The following is a 19,274-nucleotide window of genomic DNA, read 5'->3' as shown; positions in this document are numbered from 1 at the left end:
ATGGGCTGTCTTATGTTCACCTTGAGAGAAATAGATCAGAAAAAGCATATAGGCGGTGAATCCGAAGCCATAACCAAATTGTTCGATGGCCACTCCGATATTAACCCAAATGAAATTCTCCGGCTGGTATATTGCCAGTAAGAGATAGACCAGATTCGGGAGTGTGATGGCCAGTGCCATAGGCCAGATCCAGTATTTTAGTCCTTTACGGGAAGCTACGATCCCGCCCACAATACCACCTAATGTAAGAGCTATTACACCGACAGTGCCATACGCTATCCCTGCATCCTGTGTGCTTAATCCCAATCCGCCTACTTCCCGTCCGTCAAGAAGGAAAGGATAGGTGAGTTTTATCAACATAGCTTCGGCCAGCCGGTAGAGTAGCATAAAGGCGATTGCCAGCCCGATCCCTTTTTTCGTAAAAAAAGTTCTGAAGGTATTTCCAAACTCTACCATCACTTCTTTCGGGGTATGTACCGTTTTTCCCATGTCATTAGCCGGATAGGGTAGCATAAAGCGGTGCCAGACAAAGAAAGCGATGAATAACCCTGCCATAATAAAGAACGTGATGCTCCATGCAAAGGGTATATTACCTGATGTCCCTTTGAAGTGGGATACGGCTTCCTCATCCAACTTCGAATCCAATTGAATGACCATATAGGCAGGCTTGTTCCAGTTCTCCGAATTAAAAACGAGTCGCTCGCCTTCCACAAGTGAAAAATTTTTATTCCCTTTGGAGAGGGCTGTATTGATTACGATATCTTTTCCTTTCTCTGGCGGCCTGTTTAAGCTTATTGCAATGATACCCGCATTACCGACTAATCCGGATGATTCGATTTGTGTAAGATTGGTTCTCTTTTCTCCAAAACGAGTTTTAAGATACTCTCCCAGCGGCTCCGAAACATTTTCAGACCACCATGTTTTCTTTTCCTGTCTTTGGAAAGGATTTTCTTTATTTTCCGAAACAAAACCAGCCGCAACGTTACTTTCATGAGTATCTGTTTTTATTTTATGCAGAGAATCAGATGATATTTTATTGGTATTGATGATTAAGTTCTCTGTTGATAATACGAAAGTCAACTTCTCATTTGCCGGATTAGATACAGTTTGATATTGAGTTTCGGTTTGTAAGGAATTGGATGAATTCACTTGAATATTCACAGGTTCTAATCCCGTCACAACTTCCAGGCTACCTGCCAGGATAATTAATAATCCTTGTCCTGTAATGGATGCCAGGCGATAGAACGTGCTGCGTATGCCGACGAAGAACGATTGCTGTGATTCGTCCAGTGCGAGCATATAAAAGCCATCGGCAGCGATATCGTGTGTGGCGGAGCTGAAAGCCATCAGCCAGAAGAAAGCGAGTGACGCCTGCAGGAAGAAAGGAGCGGGCAGGGTAAAGGCGATACCGGCGAATCCCGCACCTATCAGTAGCTGCATGGATATAATCCACCACCGTTTGGTTTTCAGGATATCGACGAAGGGGCTCCAGAAGGGCTTGATGACCCAGGGAAGGTAGAGCCAACTGGTATAGAGGGCTATTTCGGTATTGGATAATCCGAACCGTTTGTACATAACGACAGAAATAACCATTACTGCTACGTAAGGTAAACCTTCGGCAAAGTACAAAGTAGGGATCCATGCCCAGGGATTACGTGTTGTTTTCATTTTAATTAATAATTAGTAATTATCTTAGAATCCGGGTAATAATGCGCCAGTATATCATGATATCTGTATCCTTTTTCCGACATAATTGCTGCACCTATCTGGCACAGTCCCACGCCATGCCCCCATCCTGCACCGGTGAGGGTGAATGTTTGTGGAATACCGTTCTCATCTTCGTCTTGTGTATCTATTACGAATGCGGAACTGTAAAGGTGCGACTTCGATAAGGTACGCCGTATCTCCAGCTCTTTTCCAATTGTCATCACTTTTTCCGTACCGATAATCTTCATCCGGATAATGCGGCCGGAGGTACCTCTTTCCAACGGTTGGAGGGCAATAATCTCACCGAAATCGATCCCGGAACGTTGTCTGATTAGAGAGGATAACGCTGACTGTGAATAGGTAATTTTCCAACGATAGAAATTAGGCGTTTCCTGATCATAATCATTTAGTACCTGCTTTAATACATTTTTATCCTCGGTGTTGCAGAATGCGGGAGGTGAGCTACGAATCCATTCTTCCGCATTTTCTTCCACCGTCAGGTCGGGTAGGAGTGAATCTTCAGGATAATCGGGTTTTGCCTGAAGATAGGGATGCATTACAGGTTCCCATACATTCTCGAAGGTTTCCATCACTCCCCCGCAACATTTCGAGAAACGGGTGTCGCAGATGGCGCCGTCATATGAAAGTACTTCTCCACGTGTTTCCTGAATCACTTTTTTGACCAGATCCGTGGATTGGCGGGTAATCCCCTGATAGCGCTGGCAATGGTCGTCGGCACATACATCAAACCGGTCGTGATTTTCACGGTCGTACCACCGGAATATTTCGGTAGGTGTTTCGAAAGAGGAGCAATATTCCTTTTCGGATTTTTCAAGGGATTGACTTTTTCGGATTTGTGCCAGAAGCCAACTCCGGGAAATGACCGCATGTGCCTTCAACAGCTCTTCGGAACTTGTAGCGCTCATTTCGGATGAGATAACGCTGATGAGATAATCCTCCAATGATACTATGTTGATTGCCGAGATACTGTTGTCCTCCACAATGAATTTCAAGTTACCCGGAAAGCGTTGATCCTCTTTCCGTTCCCAGTGGAATTGTACGCCAATAATCACGTTTTTCAGTTCGAAAGCATTGGTGTGCAGATTATCGGCTTCAAACAGGAGTTCTTCGAATATCTCTCCGTTGAAAAGAATCTTTCTTCCCGAGATTTCAACCGAATAATCGCCTGGCTCTACTTCCATCCCGTTCAATGTATAGCTGTCAGGCAACGAAAAATCGATCTTTGGCTGTTGTAATAATATGCCTACGTGAATCAGCGGCTCGTTCATTTTGTGGCTTATTTTAGTGTTTCACTCTTTACCGATTTTCTTTCGCGCCTGTAACTCCCATGTCCTGATCCTGTCTTTATAAAGATTGTGCGCATTCATCTTCACTATATCGAGTGATGCATCGCTATTATCCTCCCAACGGCGACAGAGATAAAGCACATCGTATATACGACCAATCTGGAAACGTCGTGAGATATTTAATCCCAAAGCATAATCTTCACCATAGCTGGTATTAGGTACTTTGATGTTACGCAATACCGGTGTATAGAATGCACGGGGTGCACCCAGTCCATTGATACGCAGTGCGTTGTTGCGTCCGTTATCGGGTGTCCATTCGCGATGATCAATAATGCCCGGTGGAATCTCTTCCATATCGAAGTTGGTCATCCTGTAGGTACCGACTACCATGGCACATTGCTGTTCGTAGAAAGCATCGACAATCTTTTGCAGCGTATCTTTCCCGCTGTAGATATCGTCGCTATCGAGTTGTATGGCGAACTTACCACATTTCGGATGATGTACCCCCATATTCCAACATCCCCCTATGCCCAGATCGTCCCTTTCAGGAATGAGATGTAATAGCCGTCCGTCATTTTTGAATTCGTCGATAGCCTCTGTAGTACCGTCGGTAGAATGGTTATCTACCACAATAAGATTAAATGGAAAACTTACCTTTTGTTTCAATACCGAAATGATAGCATCTTTAATGGTTTTTACACGGTTGCGTACCGGAATGATTACCGATGCTTCGTATTCGAACTGCTCCTTATTGAATTCAATCTCTTCGAATTGTGGTGCCAGGTAGGCTCCTACCTCTTTCAGATGTTGTGTGCAGGCCTGCTCCATTTCGATCTGTACCTGACGGTTTTTGGGATCTACATAATCGAATATCTTTTCTCCCGATACCCGTTTGTCTTCTTCAATCTCCGTATAGAGATATTCATTGATATGTACCAGGGGATAATGTTGCGATACTTTAAGGCGCAGGTCGTATAGCCCCGCAAACTGATAGTGCTCGTTCATTTTGGCAGCCGCCTCTTTCAATGCAACTGAACTGTAAAGCAATAATGAGCCGAAATTGAAATCATCACGTAGGCTACCTTCCTGATAATCGACGACAGGGTTATTCTTTTTATCACCGTCGATGATGGCGTAATAATCGGCATAAACCATTCCGGCTTGTGTATCTTCAGCTATGCGTATCATCCGTTCAAGAGCAAAATAGCCCGGCTTCAATACGGACGGTTTCTGGTAGATTAGCGTGTAGTCGGCAGTCGACTTATTCGCTATTTTCCTGACGGTCTCCGAACTTTGTAATCTGTCGATAATGATCTTTTCACATCCTTCCAATATAGTGGAGTTCTCATCCGGAGTAAGCAGATAAATGTTTTGTATCAATACCGATTGTCTCAGTTCTTCTACTGTCTTTTTAGCCTGTTCCCGCTCTGTAAACAGGATAAAAGCATTTATTGTTCTCATAATAATTTTTTAATTATCTTATTGTTACATAGTCGAATTACCGTATCAATACATTGGCACAACTTGTTCCCGTTTATCGTATTAGTCACATTAATCTCATTGGCACATTGGCACATTAGTCACATTGGCATATTGGCACATTGGCATATTGGCACATTAGTCACATTGGTACATCAACTAATCTGTCAGAGCTTCCAGCAAACCTTTTACTAGTTTATTCCGGTCGTCTTTGCCTTTTACCGCTTCAATGGGAAATCCCAGAATGGCGGTGCTATATTTTTCTCCTTTGTAAATGACGCCTCCACTCAGATTATTCTCGGAATAGCGGAAGACGGTGAAGGCATTTTCGTGTGCCGGTTCAATGGCATCAGGGTATTCTACCACATAACTTTCACTGTTCAACGTATTGTAATAGCTCCAGTTTCCCTGAACCGAAGGGAAAGGCGAAGCGATAGCTTTGATTTGTCCGGTCACAGCTCCGTGATTGTTGCGCCATTTGTATTTTAGTATGTTTTGTGCCCATTCCCTGTCTTCTACAGTGGCGTAAGGATTATCCCACAGGTCGGTTCCTACAAAAGCGCCGCTGATGATAATCTTCCCGCCGTTATTACAGTAATGGGTGATTGCCTCCTGATTGGCTTTGGTAAAAGTTTTGAAACGTGGTGGTTTTGCTCCTCGTGCAAGTGACCACTCCCGTTGTTTTCCCAATATCCAGTCCACGATTGTGTAGGACTGTAAAGATATACTATTATTTTCAACTGCTTCAGCAGAAGAAGAAACGAAGGAATATCCCGCTTCAGCGAAAGCTTGTCCATGAATGAAGGGATAGTCGAATGTATTCCCTGCAATAGCAGTAGTTTCGTAGTTAGCACCACTGTCGCCAAAGCCCGACGAGTCATCGTCCATCCAGGGGATTACACGACGGAACTCCTGCATCTGTCCTATGAAATGGTGGTCGGCAATATAAGGAACCCCATTATCCACATTCCCTGCAAAACCGGCGATACTGTCTTCCGAGGTTGTAAAACTGAATGGGGCAGAAATCCGCGTAAATCCGTTTACAATCAACACTTCCCCTTTTTGTTCGCTCTTACGGCATAAAGACAGGATTTCAGACGGAAAGCTGATACCACCGTCATTCACTGCAACCACCTTAAAACTGTAGATAATGTCTTTTTGTATCGATGTTGTATAGTTATTGCTGCTCACGGTAACGCCGTTATCAAAGCCTCCCTCGTTGAGGCGTGTGTAGACGATATATCGGGTAGGGGCTGCCGATGGTTCTGCCGGATCGGGTGAGGGCTCCCATTTCAATTCTATTTGCGTATCGCCCGAAAAGCGAGCACAGAACTCTTTTACAGGGAGCGGTTGAACTACATAGGGGCGATTGTATTGACTTGCCAGGAAGCGAAGCATTGCTTTATAGATGGAACGGCTCACAGTGAAGCGGAAAGATGGATCCAGTCCGTAGCGCATATCTGCGAAGTTCTGATGGGATAACAGTTCCAGCAGCATGGTCGGTACGTTGGGCGTTCTTGCTTCAGCATAAGAACGGTTCCAGAGATGGCGACGAGTCCATTCGGGTTCAAACTCCCGTCTTATATCGTTCACGATCTCATCCATCACCAGTTCGGAAAGGTCACGTGAAGCCCATCTCGACTTTCTGTTTTCGAACAATTCATCGTTAAAGTGCGTCATGTAGATACCGAGCGTACCCACTATGTTATCTCCCCAGAAGGTGCCGGCATCGGTGTGAAAAGCGAAAGCCAGATCAACAGGAATATTGAGACCATTTTCTTTAGGTAGTACCTGGGAACCTCCTGCCAGCCAGTTGACCCATGGACCGCGACCGGCGTAATCGTCGGTGTAATCATCCTTAAAGCGGTTGTAAATTGAATCGGGTACCCCCGCCCATTGCATCCAGTAGCGTGCCCCTTCGGTATAACGTGGATAACCGCTAATCTCCGGAAAATGATTGATTTTCGAAGACGATGTATCTTCTTCCTTTTTCGAATTATCCGTGTAAGGACGTGCGATATTACCCATTCCACCCCCTATCTTTACCGCATCAGCAGTGATGATCTTGCCGCTATGATTACTTTTGTTAGAAAGTGTTACCTTATGATTGTTTCCTTCGTCAAAATCAAAATATCCGAGAAATATCCAGGTACCACCCCCCATCTGCTGGTTGACCCGGAAATCGGTTTTCCCTCCCAGATGATATACGCTATAGAGTGCATCATCACTACTGTTCTTTGACGACTGATAAGAAACATATATACCATATCTTCCTTTTTCCGGTATATCGGGATGCCATTCGGCGATGCTCTCTTCTCCACGCTTTACAGTCTTGATTTGCCGGATGGTTCCCATTCTGAACGGGTTTTCACCGTCGACATAAAATTCTTTGGAATTGGCAAATCCCGGGGAATCGGAAGTCTGCCACATCTCTTTCCCATTGATTTCTACGTATCGTGAGTGATCATCTTTGCCGGGACGATTGGAACTATCTACTTTTGTGCAGCCGTCATTGTCGATGATCAGTTCCGTTTTGGTGTAGTCCCGTTCGCGTGGCATCAGTATATTGGCGCCCGCATTTTCGAGCATCGGTACAAGGAACGGTAGCACGTAACTCTGCGTGTAGAGATCTTCCACCGTTTGAAAGATACGAGCCCGTTGCCATTCCCATCGCTGTAACTTCTTTTCGTAATACCATCCATGGCTTTGCCATAAAGCAATATGGTTGTTTTGGAGTCCTTTGTCGAAGTTGCCTGCAGGAGAAGAGGTATTGAAAACGAGCGGTTTCTTTATCCGGTGTGCTATCATCCGGCTTTTGTCTTTTTGCGTGCTGCGAAAATAATTGGGGATCAGATAGCTGATCTCTTGTCCATCGGAAAAGACGCTTATCAGATATTTCTTTTGGGCAGGAGGTAAATGATATCGTATGCTATCATAGATGTGCATCACAGTACTTTCCCGCATCGGGAGATAGGAAAGCGAGAGGTTGGTATAAAACTGTACATTCTTTTTCCGTTCATTCAATGCAATACTGTCTACCGTCACTTTTCCCGGGCGCAGCATGGTCTCATAGTAGATATTTGTGAGGGATTGGTTGATCCTCTGTTTTAATGACTCCTCTTGTAGTGCTTGAGCGGATAGGGAGATAGAGAGAATGAACGCGAAAGGGATAACGATAAATCTCTTCATATCAACGTTTTTCAATTTTTTAAATAAGTCAGGAATGAATAGTTATAATTATGCATTTCGTCTGCTTTATGTTCCTCATTGTGAGTTAATTCCCATTTATCTAGATCGAAAATAGGGAAAAAAGTGTCGGCATCGTCAAAAGTGTGATGAATACGGGTTAGATAAAGCTTATCGGCGATATGGAGAGATGAACGGTAGAGTTCACCTCCACCGATAATAAAAACAACCTCTTCGTCTTTGCAGTGCGCCAATGCTTCCTCCACAGAACGCACTACGATGCACTCGGGATAGTTTTCCGCCAGGTCGGACGTGATCACGATATTGGTACGGTTGGGAAGCGCCCCTTTGGGCAACGACTCATAGGTCTTCCTTCCCATAATGATGCTGTGTCCGGTGGTGAGTTGCTTAAAGTGTTTCAAATCTTCCGGAAGATGACAAAGCAATTCTCCGTTACGCCCGATACCGTTATGCTCGTCGAGAGCAACGATGATGGCAATCTGTGGAGTGGGTTGACTGGTCATATGCTCACTTCTCCTTTTATATGTGGATGTGGATCGTAATTCGTCAGTTCGAAATCTTCAAACCGGAAATCAAAGATATCTTTTATATCAGGATTGATCTTCATCTGAGGCAGTGGGCGAGGATCACGCGTAAGTTGAAAGTTCACCTGCTCCATGTGGTTGAGATAGATATGGGCATCTCCCAATGTGTGGATGAAGTCGCCTTCTTCCAATCCGGTTACCTGTGCCATCATTTTCAATAATAGCGCGTAGGAAGCGATATTGAAAGGTACTCCCAGGAAGATATCTGCGCTGCGCTGATATAGTTGGAGGCTCAGCTTGCCGTCTGCCACGTAAAACTGGAAAAAGGCATGACAAGGAGGGAGGTTCATATTGGGTAGGTCGGCCACGTTCCACGAACTGACGATGATACGGCGAGAATCGGGGTTATTCCTGATGGTGTTGATCACTTCCGTTATCTGGTCGATGTGTCCACCGTTATGATCGGGCCATGAGCGCCATTGGTATCCGTAGATATGTCCCAGGTCACCCTTCTCGTCCGCCCATTCATTCCAGATACGTACACCGTTTTCATTCAGGTACCTTACATTGGTGTCGCCGTTCAGGAACCAGAGCAGTTCGTGAATAATCGATTTCAGATGTAGTTTTTTGGTGGTGAGTACCGGAAATCCATCACTCATCCTGTAACGACTCTGATGGCCGAATATACTGATAGTACCGGTGCCGGTGCGGTCTTCCTTTTTGACACCCTCGTCCAGCACCCGTTGCAAAAGATCAAGATATTGTTTCATTTTTATAGACTTTTAGAACCAAGATTGTTAGAGCCAAGAATTTTAGAATCAAGATCTTTAGAACCAAGACTTTTGGAGCTATGGATCAAGATATTTTTAATTGAATTATTTAGCCCAAAATTGAGAATAGACAAAAATAACGCTTTTTTTACAGTGAGCAATCCAAAGTTGAAAAGTAATTATTTATTTGGCGTGATTCCGATGTGTGGTTTTATTCCTCATTACTATAATTATCAAAACCTAAACATCGTAGAAATTGTTGAATGAATATATATTTGGAAAATTATTTTTTAATTAGTCACCCAAATGGATCTATCAGAATTATTAAACAGCCCGATGGGGCAATCGATCGTGAGAAGTGTTGCCGGTCAACTCGGCATGAATGAAAATGAAGCGTTAGGTGTAGTCAATATGGCTGTGCCGGCTATACTGGCTGGTATGACCAGGAATGTACAATCGCCGGATGGAGCAGTAAGCTTGAACAACGCATTGGAATCGAAGCACGATGGTTCATTACTGGATAATCTTTCCAGCATGCTGGGAGGACACACTCAGGAATTACAACAGGATGGCAATGGGATATTAAACCATGTGTTTGGGAACAACCTCACCGGTATAGAACAGGGCATTTCGAAGAAAAGTGGTATCAGTATGAATAAGATAGGTCCGTTATTGGCTATTCTGGCTCCCATTGTAATGGCCTATCTGGGAAAACAGAAACGACAGACCAATACCGGTGCCGGTGGTTTAGGAGATTTGCTGGGAGGTCTTTTAGGTGGCGCACAGCAGAAAAAATCCGGAGGAATCATGGATATCCTGGGTAGTGCGCTCGATAAGGATGGCGATGGAAATCCCCTGAATGATATTCTTGGAGGATTTTTGGGAGGAAGATGAGTCTCCGGGTAAAACTGATACGTTGATATTCAGAAGGAGTAAGATCATATGGATTGATTCGTTAGTTCAATTCTTCGGACAATCATCGATATAGAGGGAAAAAGGTGCAAACTTTTTCCCTTTTTTACTGTTTTAAATTAAACGTAGTAACTTTTTTCAAGTCCTACTTTACGAACGACGTTTTCGGACTTTTAAAACAAAAAATTATGAAAAGAAAATTGAACCTCTACTCTGCCGGTCTATTGTTTTTAGGATTTGTATTTTTTTCCACATCTTGTAACGATGACGATATCATTGAGACTGCATGGAATATAGAGAATTTTACCGTAGAAGCTTCTCAATGGAGTTGGAACCCCGCCAACAGGAGGTGGGAAGCGGTACGCGAACTTGATTATATAGATGAATTCATCTATGAAAAAGGTTCGGTGATCGGCTATGTTTTCCTGGGAGAGCAAAATAAGGACGAGGTACAGACGCAACTCCCCTATATAAAAAGTTATATTCTGGATGATGGCAGTAAGTTTACGGAAACGATCAGTTATGAATACAGCTATTTAACCAATAAGGTGAAATTTTATATTGAGCCTTCCGACGGTATTCAAGATGCGGCTGCAAGGCAGAGATATGATTTCAGGATTGCGATGATCTGGTAATATAATGCCTCTATTTCAATAAAATGCCTATTTTTGTGCCCGAATTAGTGAAAACCAATAAAAAATATTGATATGGTAAAAAGTTTATTTAAAGCAGCTGTTGCATCATTGCTATTCGCTTTCGTATTGTTAGGAGGTTATTCTTGTTCAGATGATTATCCGGATGATTATGTCTCCGAGAGCCAGGTGAGAAGAATGATTGAAGAGGCGTTGAGAAAAAATAATCAGGATTTTCCATTTACACTATGGGAAGTTGTCAATATTACTGTTAACCGAAACGATTGGAGGTGGGATGAGAATGCCGCTGAATGGTATGCTATGGCAGACTTGCCCGAATTGAAAGAGGATGCTTATGAAGTGGGAGCCATGTTGGGATATGTTTTCATTAAATATGAAAATGGTCCGGAGGTACAGAAGCTTCTTCCGTATGTAAACACTTATTATGCTGAGGATAATGTGACTGGAGAAGTTGTCTATTTTACTGAAACAGTGAGTGCGGAATACCAACTCGAGGGTAAAAGCAGAGTTAAATTCTTTATCAAAGACTCTCAATTGGCCCGCGATCCAAATGCTCCACAGACATATACTTTTCGGATCGTGTTGATTTGGTAATTATATAAATAGTGGCAGCGCATCTGCTACGATAAAGGAACTCCCGCCGATGAAAACGAGATCGTTTTTATCGGCGTTTTCTTTTGCAGCTTTCACCGCTTCGGCTACGGTACTAAACCTATCTCCTTTTAATCCGTAAGTTCCGGCTTTTTCAGCCAGTAGTTTTTGATCCAATGCGCGTTCCACCGATGCTCTGGTAAAATAATAAGTGCCCTTTTGAGGCATGAGAGCGAGTACCGCATCAATATCCTTGTCGTTTGCCATACCGAACACGATATGGAGACGGTCCCAATCCTCCTGTTGCAGTTGTTCTGCTACATAGCGTATCCCATGGGCGTTATGCGCAATATCACAAATAATTCTCGGCGAAGTTTGTAACTGTTGCCATCGTCCCATTAATCCGGTGATGGGTATTATATTCTCAAATCCTTCATACACTGCATTCTTGGAGATATTATATCCTGCTTCAAGTAAAACTTCCACTGCTGTCAGTACTGTCCGCGCATTCTTATCCTGGGCTAATCCTTTTAATCCTCCCTTTATATCCGGGTAACCGGCGGCATGAAACAACCATCCGGAATCCTTCCGTTCTGCAATAAATTTGCTCAGAGAGAGTTCAGCAAAGACAATAGGAGCCTCTATGGACTGGGCTTTATCAATAAAGATCTGAGTGACTTCCGTATTACCCATTTCTCCAATCACTACCGGTGTATATGGTTTTATTATTCCGGCTTTCTCGGCTGCGATCTTTGGTAATGTATTTCCTAGTTGCTTCATATGATCGAATCCGATATTGGTGATAACGCACAGGTCGGGAGAGATGATATTGGTACTGTCGAGACGTCCGCCCAAACCTACTTCGATCACGGCTACATCTACTTCCTGCGAGGCAAAATAGAGAAAGGCCATCTCCATCGTCAACTCGAAGAATGAAGGCATTACCGGTTCAAACTGTTCCTTGTACTTTTCTACAAAATCCACTACGAACTCACGGCTGATCATTTCCCCATTCACCCGGATCCTTTCCCGGAAATCAATCAGATGGGGTGAAGTATATAAACCTACCTTATATCCGGATTCCTGTAATATGGCAGCCAGAAGATGGGATGTAGAGCCTTTTCCATTGGTCCCTCCCACATGGATGGTTTTATAAAGACGATGAGGATGATCAAATATCTTATCCAAAGCAAGACTGTTGTCAAGCCCTGGTTTATATGCCTTATCGCCGATCCGTTGATATTCAGGCATCTGGTGGTAGAGATAGTCGAGGGTTTCTTCGTAAGTCATAAGTCAATTAGTTAATGTGCCAATGTGCCAATATGCCAATGTGCCAATGAGTCGATGTGCTGATGAGGGTGGGAAAGTGGTAATTGAATGATTCGACAGTTTTACGATTTTATAATTACTAAAATGAGGGTGCATCACTCGTGTGATTTCACCCTCATCCTGATATTTATACTGTTCAACCTCAATTCTTCAGCGGCAATACCGAATATTGTTTTGAATAGCGCAAATGTTGATCTACAAAGTTTTCGTCGTACGAGATGGTTACATCTGTAACCTTACCTTTGCTGTCGGTCACGAGTTTATAAACGGGGTTTACGAATCCCTTGTAAGGTGCGATATTCAATGCTGCGTAGCGTGTCAATACCTCTTTGTGGAGATCTGCATTTACTTTTACAGCATATTGTTCCACCAGATTCTTACCGGCCTGGTAATCTCCTTCCGACTTGATGCGCTGCACTTCGGCCAGTAATTCACCGAAGAGGCTGCGTAGTTTGTCGTAGTCATTGATCACTACAAACGTTTTGCCATCACGTTGCTGTAACTCAATTACTTTATCGCCTTTTCCTTTCTCTATCACCCAGTTGGCAATCAACGCCCTGTTACGCATATGTGCCTCTTCAATATTCTTGCCCGGTTGTATGCGTGTAAGTTGCGTCATGGCACCATTCATGATGTAGTGGTAGTATTCGGTTTTGTAGGCCTCGTTGTCCGGCAAAAGGTCCAATTCCACCAATTTGGGGTCGCCCAGATAATAGAGTGCAAAGAGGTCGGCTCTTGTTTCTTCCAGTGTAGAACCATGTTCCTTCAATGCATTGCCGTCCACTCCCGGAAGAAGTTTCCCCGATCCATGTCCGAGACATTCATGCAAGTCAGTATGAAGATTATCGGTCATTGATCCGAATTGTTTAGCTCGTTCCCTTTCGGTGTCGCTCCACATAAACTCTTCGTTGAAACCGTTTCCTTCGGCTGCTTTGTTATAAGCGAAGGTGATATTGTCAATGGTTACCGATTTGGAACCATGATCACGTCGGATCCAGTCGGCATTGGGTAGGTTGATTCCGATGGGTGTTGCCGGATAGCAGTCGCCACCCAACATGGCTGCCGTAATCACTTTGGCTGATATTCCTTTTACTTCCTCTTTCTTGAAGCGATTGTCAACTGGAGAATTGTCTTCGAACCACTGCGCATTTTCGCTGATGATACGGGTACGTTCGGAAGCTTCTTCACTCTTGAAGTTCACGATTGATTCCCATGTTGCCTTCATACCTAGGGGATCGGCGTAGTTTTCGATAAAGCCATTGACGAAATCAACACGAGAGTTGATATCGGTTACCCATTTCACAGAGTAATCGTCGAATGTTTTCAGGTCACCCGTGCGGTAGTAAGAAATCAGTGAGTTAATCACCTCTTTCTGATGATCGTTTTCAGCGACGACAGTCGCTTTTTCCAACCATCCGATAATACGTTCGATAGCCTTGTCATACATGCCTCCCAGTTTCCACACTTGTTCAGTGACAGCACCATCCTGTTTCATTACTTTACTGTTAAGGCCGTAGGATACCGGAGTGCTGTCGTTAGGGTCTTTCATCGCATTATAGAAATCCTCTACCTCTTTTTGTGTCACTCCTTCGTAGAAATTCACTGCCGAGGTGGCAACGATATCCACACCTGCCGATTGGTTCATCCGCTTGGGCATCACATTCGGGTCGAACATTACCGGAAGGATCTCGTTGAGTGTCTCGTCGGCAGCCATGCCATCACGGAAAGGCATACGACCAGGATCTACTCCTTTCACAATGGAGACAAAGTATTCCTGCGGGAATTCCGGTATGATCTTGTCCTCCGAATAGTGATGATGGATACCATTGGCCATCCATATCCTTTTCAGGTAGGTCTCGAATTGTTTCCATTGGTCGGATGATTTATCGCCCATGTAGTTTTCGTAGACCCCTTCACAAACCCGACGGATAGTCAGATTATAACGATTGTGTTGATCCCAGAGGATATCACGTCCTTCAAGAGCGGCCTGCGATAAATAATAGATCAATTCTTTCTGTTGCAGCGACAGGCTGTTGAACCCGGGAACTGGATAGCGGAGTATCTCGATATCCGCGAAACGGTCTACCTTGTATTCGAATGTGTTGTAGTCGATACCATCATCAGCCGGCGTCTGCTGGTCTGCTTTATTGCCATTGTTACAGCCGTTCAGCAGAAATAGGACAGTTGCCATAAGTACTATTTTTTTCATTTTATCTTTCAATCAATTACCAAATTACCAATACCTTTCCACTTTACCACCTTATCACCTTCCCACCTTATTAATCAGTTTGTTTTGAATTTATAAGAGACGGAAGCCAGTTCCTGATTAGCCTGGGTGATCTTGTTTTTCAGGCTTACCTTGTAATCCGCCAGTTTTTTCTGTACCGACTCATCACCTGTGGCAATCATTTGTAATGCCAGGATAGCCGCATTCAGTGCACCGTTAATCCCTACCGTTGCTACCGGGATGCCGGGAGGCATCTGTACGATAGCCAGCAACGCATCCATCCCATCGAGTGATGACTTGATAGGTACGCCAATCACGGGAAGTGTGGTCATAGAAGCAATCACACCGGGAAGATGTGCAGCCATACCCGCTGCGGCAATTATCACTTTGATACCGCTATCTTTAGCTCCTTTTGCGAACTTCTCCACCTCTTCAGGAGTGCGATGGGCAGAAAGAGCGTTCATCTCGAACGGAATCTCCATCTCATCGAGAAATTGGGCTGCTTTTTCCATTATGGGCAGATCAGATGTGCTGCCCATAATAATACTTACTAATGGATTCATTTTTGTTTAGACTATTTAGAGCCAAGACTGTTAGAGTCAAGAACCAAGACTGTTAGAACCAAGACTTTTTGAATTGAGAATTGAAAATGAATTCTCAACTTTTTTTAATTAGTCACATTGGCACATTGTCATATTGGCATATTGGCACATTAGTTTTACTTTCCGACAAATTCTTTGTATTCAGCGGCTGACATTAACTCCGGCAGTTCATTGATGTCCTGAACTGCTATCTTGATAATCCATCCCTCACCGAAGGGGTCGCTGTTTACTAACTCGGGTGCGTCTTCCAATCTGGCATTCACTTCCAATACCTCCCCTGCGATGGGCATCATCAGATCGGATACGGTTTTTACGGCTTCAATACTTCCGAAAACTTCTCCTAAATTCAGTGTCTCACCTTCTGTTGTTACGTCTACATAGACAATTTCTCCCAATTCGCCTTGTGCAAAATCGGTAATTCCAACGTATGCTTCGTTGCCTTCCACTCTTACCCATTCATGATCGGAAGAGTACTTTACATTTTCAGGAAAATTCATAGTGATTACAATTTTTAAAAATTTATGCGGTAAATATACGATTTAATTCTCTTCTATCAAAAAAACAGCTATTAGACTTACTGTCGTGCACCTATCCATACAAAGACAAACGAGAACAGTAACCCCAATAGGAATCCGGCAACCACCTGTGCCAGGGTGTGGCGTCTGAGGATAAGTCTTGAAGTACCTACCAGCCCCGCTATAATAAACAATCCCATAAACATGAAGTAGGGATTGGAATTTTCTACGAAATAACTTACTGACATGGCGCCGCCGATAAGCCCGCCGATACCGAACATATGCGCGCTGATTTTCCACTTTAGGGTGATGAGGATAGCGACAAACATAATTGCGACGGAGGAGATCATGATCATCAAAAACCATAGGGGCATGTGCATTCTGTAATAGAAAAAGATCATTACAGAGTAAGAGAGCAAAGTGATCATATAGGGATAGATACGCTCTCGCCGTACTTTCAGTGACAGGTCGGAAATAACGCCAATCTTATAGAGAATGAATATGAGAATAGCCGGAATTGCAAATGAGAACAGGATTACCGGAGTAATAATCAACCAGAACTGGTGAGGATAAGTTATTCCAAAATAAGTGTACACAAACAGGAGCATTACCCCGTATGTGGGCATAAGCAGGGGTTGAAAGATTGTGGAGATTAGGTGTGCGATTGACTTCATCCATTTCCAATTTTTGAATTGGCAAAGTTATATTTTTTTTCTCAATCGAGCCACAGGAATGTTCAATTGTTCGCGATATTTGGCCACCGTACGGCGGGCAATTACATATCCCTTTTCGTTGAGTATCCGTGTTAGCTGGTCGTCTGTCAGCGGTTTGACAGGATTCTCTTTGTCTATACTTTCTTTGAGGATCAATTTCACTTCTCTAGAAGAGATATCTTCGCCGCTATTGGTTTGCATCGCTTCAGAGAAGAAGAATTTAAGCGGATAAATCCCGGTGTTGGTCTGCACATATTTACTGTTGCTTACACGGGAAACGGTAGAGATGTCGAAGCCGGTTCTCTCGGCTACATCTTTCAGGATCATAGGCTTGAGTTGGGTTTCATCTTCCGTCAGGAAAAAGTCGTACTGGATATTTACGATTGCTTCCATGGTCCGCTGGAGAGTATTCTGGCGCTGTTTCACCGCATCGATGAACCATCTGGCGGAATCCACTTTCTGTTTCATAAAGAGGATAGCCTGCTTGTCGTCGTTCGACATGCTCTCCCTGTTTTCGGCATACCCTTTCAGCATTTCGGAGAAAGAATGATTCAACTGTAAACTGGGAACATTGCTATTATTGAGTTGGATAGAAACCTCCCCGTTGTATGAGTCTACGATAAAATCGGGGGTAATATTATTCATCGCGGTTTGCATTGTGCCACCCAATGCATTCCCCGGTTTGGGATTCAAGGAGGTGATCTCACGGATGGCTTCCCGGAGTTCGTCCTGCGTGATATTCATCTGTCGGATAATCTTGTCGTAATGCTTCTTCGAAAATTCCTCAAAATAGACTGAAAGTATCTCTTTGGCATGTTTTACTGCCGGAATGGATTCATACCGCTCCAGTTGCAACAGAAGGCATTCCCGTAAATTACGGGCTCCCACTCCCGCAGGCTCCAGGTCTTGAATCTCATACAACACATCCTCCATTTGTAGGGGAGATACCTCTATCTGCTGCTGAAACAGCAGGTCGTCAGAAATGGATTGTAGGTCACGTTGAAGGTAACCGTTCTCATCAAGATTACCAATAATATATTCGGCGATCAGTTGCCGCTGGTCGTCCAGTTGCAATAATCCGATCTGCTCATGAAGAGAGTCGCTTAAGGATTTATCGTCATAATAACTGATTTCTACAATGTTGGTCTCATTTTTCCTGTTATTCCCGTTTAGACGAAAATCCGGAATATCATCTTCCGACGAGTAGTCACCCAATATAATCTCTTCCTGGGATAAAATCTCTTCGGTGAATTCATTATTCTCTTCTTCCTCAGCGGAAGGCCCGGAATCCGAGACTTCCAGTGCGGGATTGTCTTCTATTTCCTGTTTGATGCGGTCTTCCACCTCTATCGAGTTGAGTTCTACCAGTTTTATCACCTGCATTTGCAATGGTGAAAGACGCTGTGTTTGTTTTAGTTCCTGTTGCTGTTTCAGAGCCATAAACGCAGTTGCATGAAATAGTTTTTTGTTAAGCTAAATACGTAAAATCATATCTGTTTAAATTTTGCCATAGCAAAAAATAGTCTGTTGAAATTGAAAGCAAAGATAATGAATTCTACTCCATAAAACAATCGTCGTAACCAGCCTGACAGGTGAGTGGTGCAAGGGCAAACGAGTCATATTCATCATAGGCGGGACCCGGGATCCCGTTGATCACGACAATTCTGTCGAGACGTATCAGGTCTCCGTTCTCCAGAAGGAGGAAATGGCCTTCTCTCCCTTTGTCTTCTATTCCTCTGATCTTTCCAAGTGACTCTTCCAGTTCAGGTTCGTTGGTAAAAGCAAAATATATCACTCTCGCCTTATCTTTCTCCATCTCCTGCCCGAAAATTTCAAAATAGTCAGGATCGACGGGCATATAATTTGGTTTCATATAATTTTTTTTAAATATAAGAGCCAAAAATCAAAATCCAGGATATTTTGGGATCTAATTTTTGTTACTCTGGTTTATTACTTATTCCATTGTGTATATAAAACAATTGTTTTTTCATTAGGTTCATCCATATAGGACTCCGTCGCATGTGTAAGAAATAATCAAACAAATTGTAAAAAATTAAAACTTTTTACTACCTTTGAAATATAGATAATGCATAAAACGGAGATCACAATGATATTCAAGTTTCTAATCCTGTCCGATGAAGTGGAAAACTTCAAAAGGGAAATAAAAATTGATTCGGATAACACTTTCCTGGATTTTTACAATGCTATTATAGAGTGTACCGGATTCAGCAATAAAGAGATGGCGTCGTTCTTCCTTTGTGATAATAAATGGCGCAAGAAGCAGGAAATCACCTTAGTAGAGATGGATACCTATTCAGATGAGGACTCTTATATAATGGAAGAGTGCGTCCTAAGTGATTATCTGGAGGATGAAAAACAAAAAATGATGTTCGTGTTCGATTACTTTAACGAACGTGCATTGTTTATTGAATTGTCCGAACTTATCCCGGGTAAAAATCTGAAAACTCCCGTATGTACGCTTTCAATGGGAGAAGCACCTAATCAGATTGCAGAAATCGAAGATATCAAGGCAGACACTGTTTCATTGGACATGGGTGAAACATTCTTTGGCGACGAAAGTTTCGAACTGGAAGAACTGGATAGAGAAGGATTTGATGGATTGGATGATGTTCCGGCAGAATCTGACACGAACGACCTTTATTGATATTTTTTATTCGATTGATATTCAGGTGTTACTTAATAGTTATTCGCTTCGCTGTTATTTGTGCTTCGCACGC

The 19,274-nt window shown here is 43.4% G+C and carries 16 protein-coding genes and 1 pseudogene; 4 read left to right on the top strand and 13 right to left on the bottom strand.

The annotated features are described in order from the left end of the window. Window positions 1–1,170: 1,170 nt before the first annotated feature. From VB073_RS07900 to VB073_RS07875, 6 genes and pseudogenes are all read right to left on the bottom strand, one after another. Window positions 1,171–1,668 (bottom strand): annotated as a pseudogene (locus VB073_RS07900) (MFS transporter); the annotation flags it as partial. 5 nt (window positions 1,669–1,673) lie between these two features. Then, window positions 1,674–2,996: a SpoIID/LytB domain-containing protein gene (locus VB073_RS07895; RefSeq protein WP_323403613.1), complete on the bottom strand. Its 1,323-nt coding sequence runs from the start codon at window positions 2,994–2,996 to the stop codon at window positions 1,674–1,676. A 21-nt stretch (window positions 2,997–3,017) separates the two neighbouring features. Then, window positions 3,018–4,475, bottom strand: a complete 1,458-nt coding sequence (locus tag VB073_RS07890) for a glycosyltransferase family A protein (RefSeq protein ID WP_323403612.1) — start codon at window positions 4,473–4,475, stop codon at window positions 3,018–3,020. A 177-nt stretch (window positions 4,476–4,652) separates the two neighbouring features. Further along, window positions 4,653–7,682 carry a xanthan lyase gene (locus VB073_RS07885; protein ID WP_323403611.1) on the bottom strand — a complete coding sequence of 1,010 codons (3,030 nt, stop codon included), beginning with the start codon at window positions 7,680–7,682 and terminating at the stop codon, window positions 4,653–4,655. Window positions 7,683–7,693: 11 nt separating this feature from the next. Beyond that, window positions 7,694–8,203 carry a dihydrofolate reductase gene (locus VB073_RS07880; RefSeq protein WP_323403610.1) on the bottom strand — a complete coding sequence of 170 codons (510 nt, stop codon included), beginning with the start codon at window positions 8,201–8,203 and terminating at the stop codon, window positions 7,694–7,696. Further along, window positions 8,200–8,994 carry a thymidylate synthase gene (locus VB073_RS07875; RefSeq protein WP_323403609.1) on the bottom strand — a complete coding sequence of 265 codons (795 nt, stop codon included), beginning with the start codon at window positions 8,992–8,994 and terminating at the stop codon, window positions 8,200–8,202. The genes VB073_RS07880 and VB073_RS07875 overlap by 4 nt, the downstream gene beginning before the upstream one ends. Before the next feature lie 306 nt (window positions 8,995–9,300). Here VB073_RS07875 and VB073_RS07870 point away from each other — a divergent pair, with 306 nt between their 5' ends. From VB073_RS07870 to VB073_RS07860, 3 genes are all read left to right on the top strand, one after another. Next, the gene (locus tag VB073_RS07870) at window positions 9,301–9,888 is read left to right on the top strand and encodes a DUF937 domain-containing protein (protein ID WP_323403608.1); all 588 of its coding nucleotides are present in this window, start codon (window positions 9,301–9,303) and stop codon (window positions 9,886–9,888) included. A 206-nt stretch (window positions 9,889–10,094) separates the two neighbouring features. Continuing rightward, window positions 10,095–10,541, top strand: a complete 447-nt coding sequence (locus tag VB073_RS07865) for a hypothetical protein (RefSeq protein ID WP_323403607.1) — start codon at window positions 10,095–10,097, stop codon at window positions 10,539–10,541. Window positions 10,542–10,613: 72 nt separating this feature from the next. Beyond that, complete coding sequence (locus VB073_RS07860; RefSeq protein ID WP_323403606.1) at window positions 10,614–11,153, top strand: hypothetical protein; 540 nt, start codon at window positions 10,614–10,616, stop codon at window positions 11,151–11,153. Here the strand turns inward: VB073_RS07860 and VB073_RS07855 are convergent, their stop codons facing one another. From VB073_RS07855 to VB073_RS07825, 7 genes are all read right to left on the bottom strand, one after another. Beyond that, a complete protein-coding gene (locus VB073_RS07855) occupies window positions 11,154–12,440 on the bottom strand; it encodes a folylpolyglutamate synthase/dihydrofolate synthase family protein (RefSeq protein ID WP_323403605.1) in 1,287 nt (428 codons plus the stop codon). Between the two features lie 181 nt (window positions 12,441–12,621). Next, on the bottom strand, window positions 12,622–14,688 hold the full coding sequence (locus tag VB073_RS07850; RefSeq protein WP_416349515.1) for a dipeptidyl-peptidase 3 family protein: 2,067 nt from the start codon (window positions 14,686–14,688) through the stop codon (window positions 12,622–12,624). A 74-nt stretch (window positions 14,689–14,762) separates the two neighbouring features. Then, entirely contained in the window at window positions 14,763–15,269 is a 507-nt protein-coding gene (purE, locus tag VB073_RS07845) for a 5-(carboxyamino)imidazole ribonucleotide mutase (protein WP_323403603.1), read from the bottom strand. 155 nt (window positions 15,270–15,424) lie between these two features. Continuing rightward, complete coding sequence (gene gcvH / locus VB073_RS07840) at window positions 15,425–15,805, bottom strand: glycine cleavage system protein GcvH (RefSeq protein ID WP_323403602.1); 381 nt, start codon at window positions 15,803–15,805, stop codon at window positions 15,425–15,427. 77 nt (window positions 15,806–15,882) lie between these two features. Next, window positions 15,883–16,497, bottom strand: coding sequence for a hypothetical protein (locus VB073_RS07835; protein WP_323403601.1), 615 nt, complete (start codon window positions 16,495–16,497; stop codon window positions 15,883–15,885). Window positions 16,498–16,524: 27 nt separating this feature from the next. Continuing rightward, window positions 16,525–17,976 (bottom strand): RNA polymerase factor sigma-54, encoded by a 1,452-nt coding sequence (gene rpoN, locus VB073_RS07830; RefSeq protein WP_323403600.1) that lies wholly within the window; start codon window positions 17,974–17,976, stop codon window positions 16,525–16,527. Between the two features lie 115 nt (window positions 17,977–18,091). Then, entirely contained in the window at window positions 18,092–18,409 is a 318-nt protein-coding gene (locus VB073_RS07825; RefSeq protein ID WP_323403599.1) for a hypothetical protein, read from the bottom strand. A 234-nt stretch (window positions 18,410–18,643) separates the two neighbouring features. On the opposite strand from VB073_RS07825, the gene VB073_RS07820 reads away from it, so the two are divergent. Then, window positions 18,644–19,201, top strand: a complete 558-nt coding sequence (locus VB073_RS07820) for an IS1096 element passenger TnpR family protein (protein WP_323403598.1) — start codon at window positions 18,644–18,646, stop codon at window positions 19,199–19,201. Window positions 19,202–19,274 lie beyond the last annotated feature (73 nt).

This window comes from Proteiniphilum sp. (assembly GCF_034927365.1).
Lineage (GTDB): Bacteria > Bacteroidota > Bacteroidia > Bacteroidales > Dysgonomonadaceae > Proteiniphilum.
The sequence above is the reverse complement of the archived record's forward strand: the minus strand, read 5'-3'. Positions and strand labels throughout refer to the sequence as shown.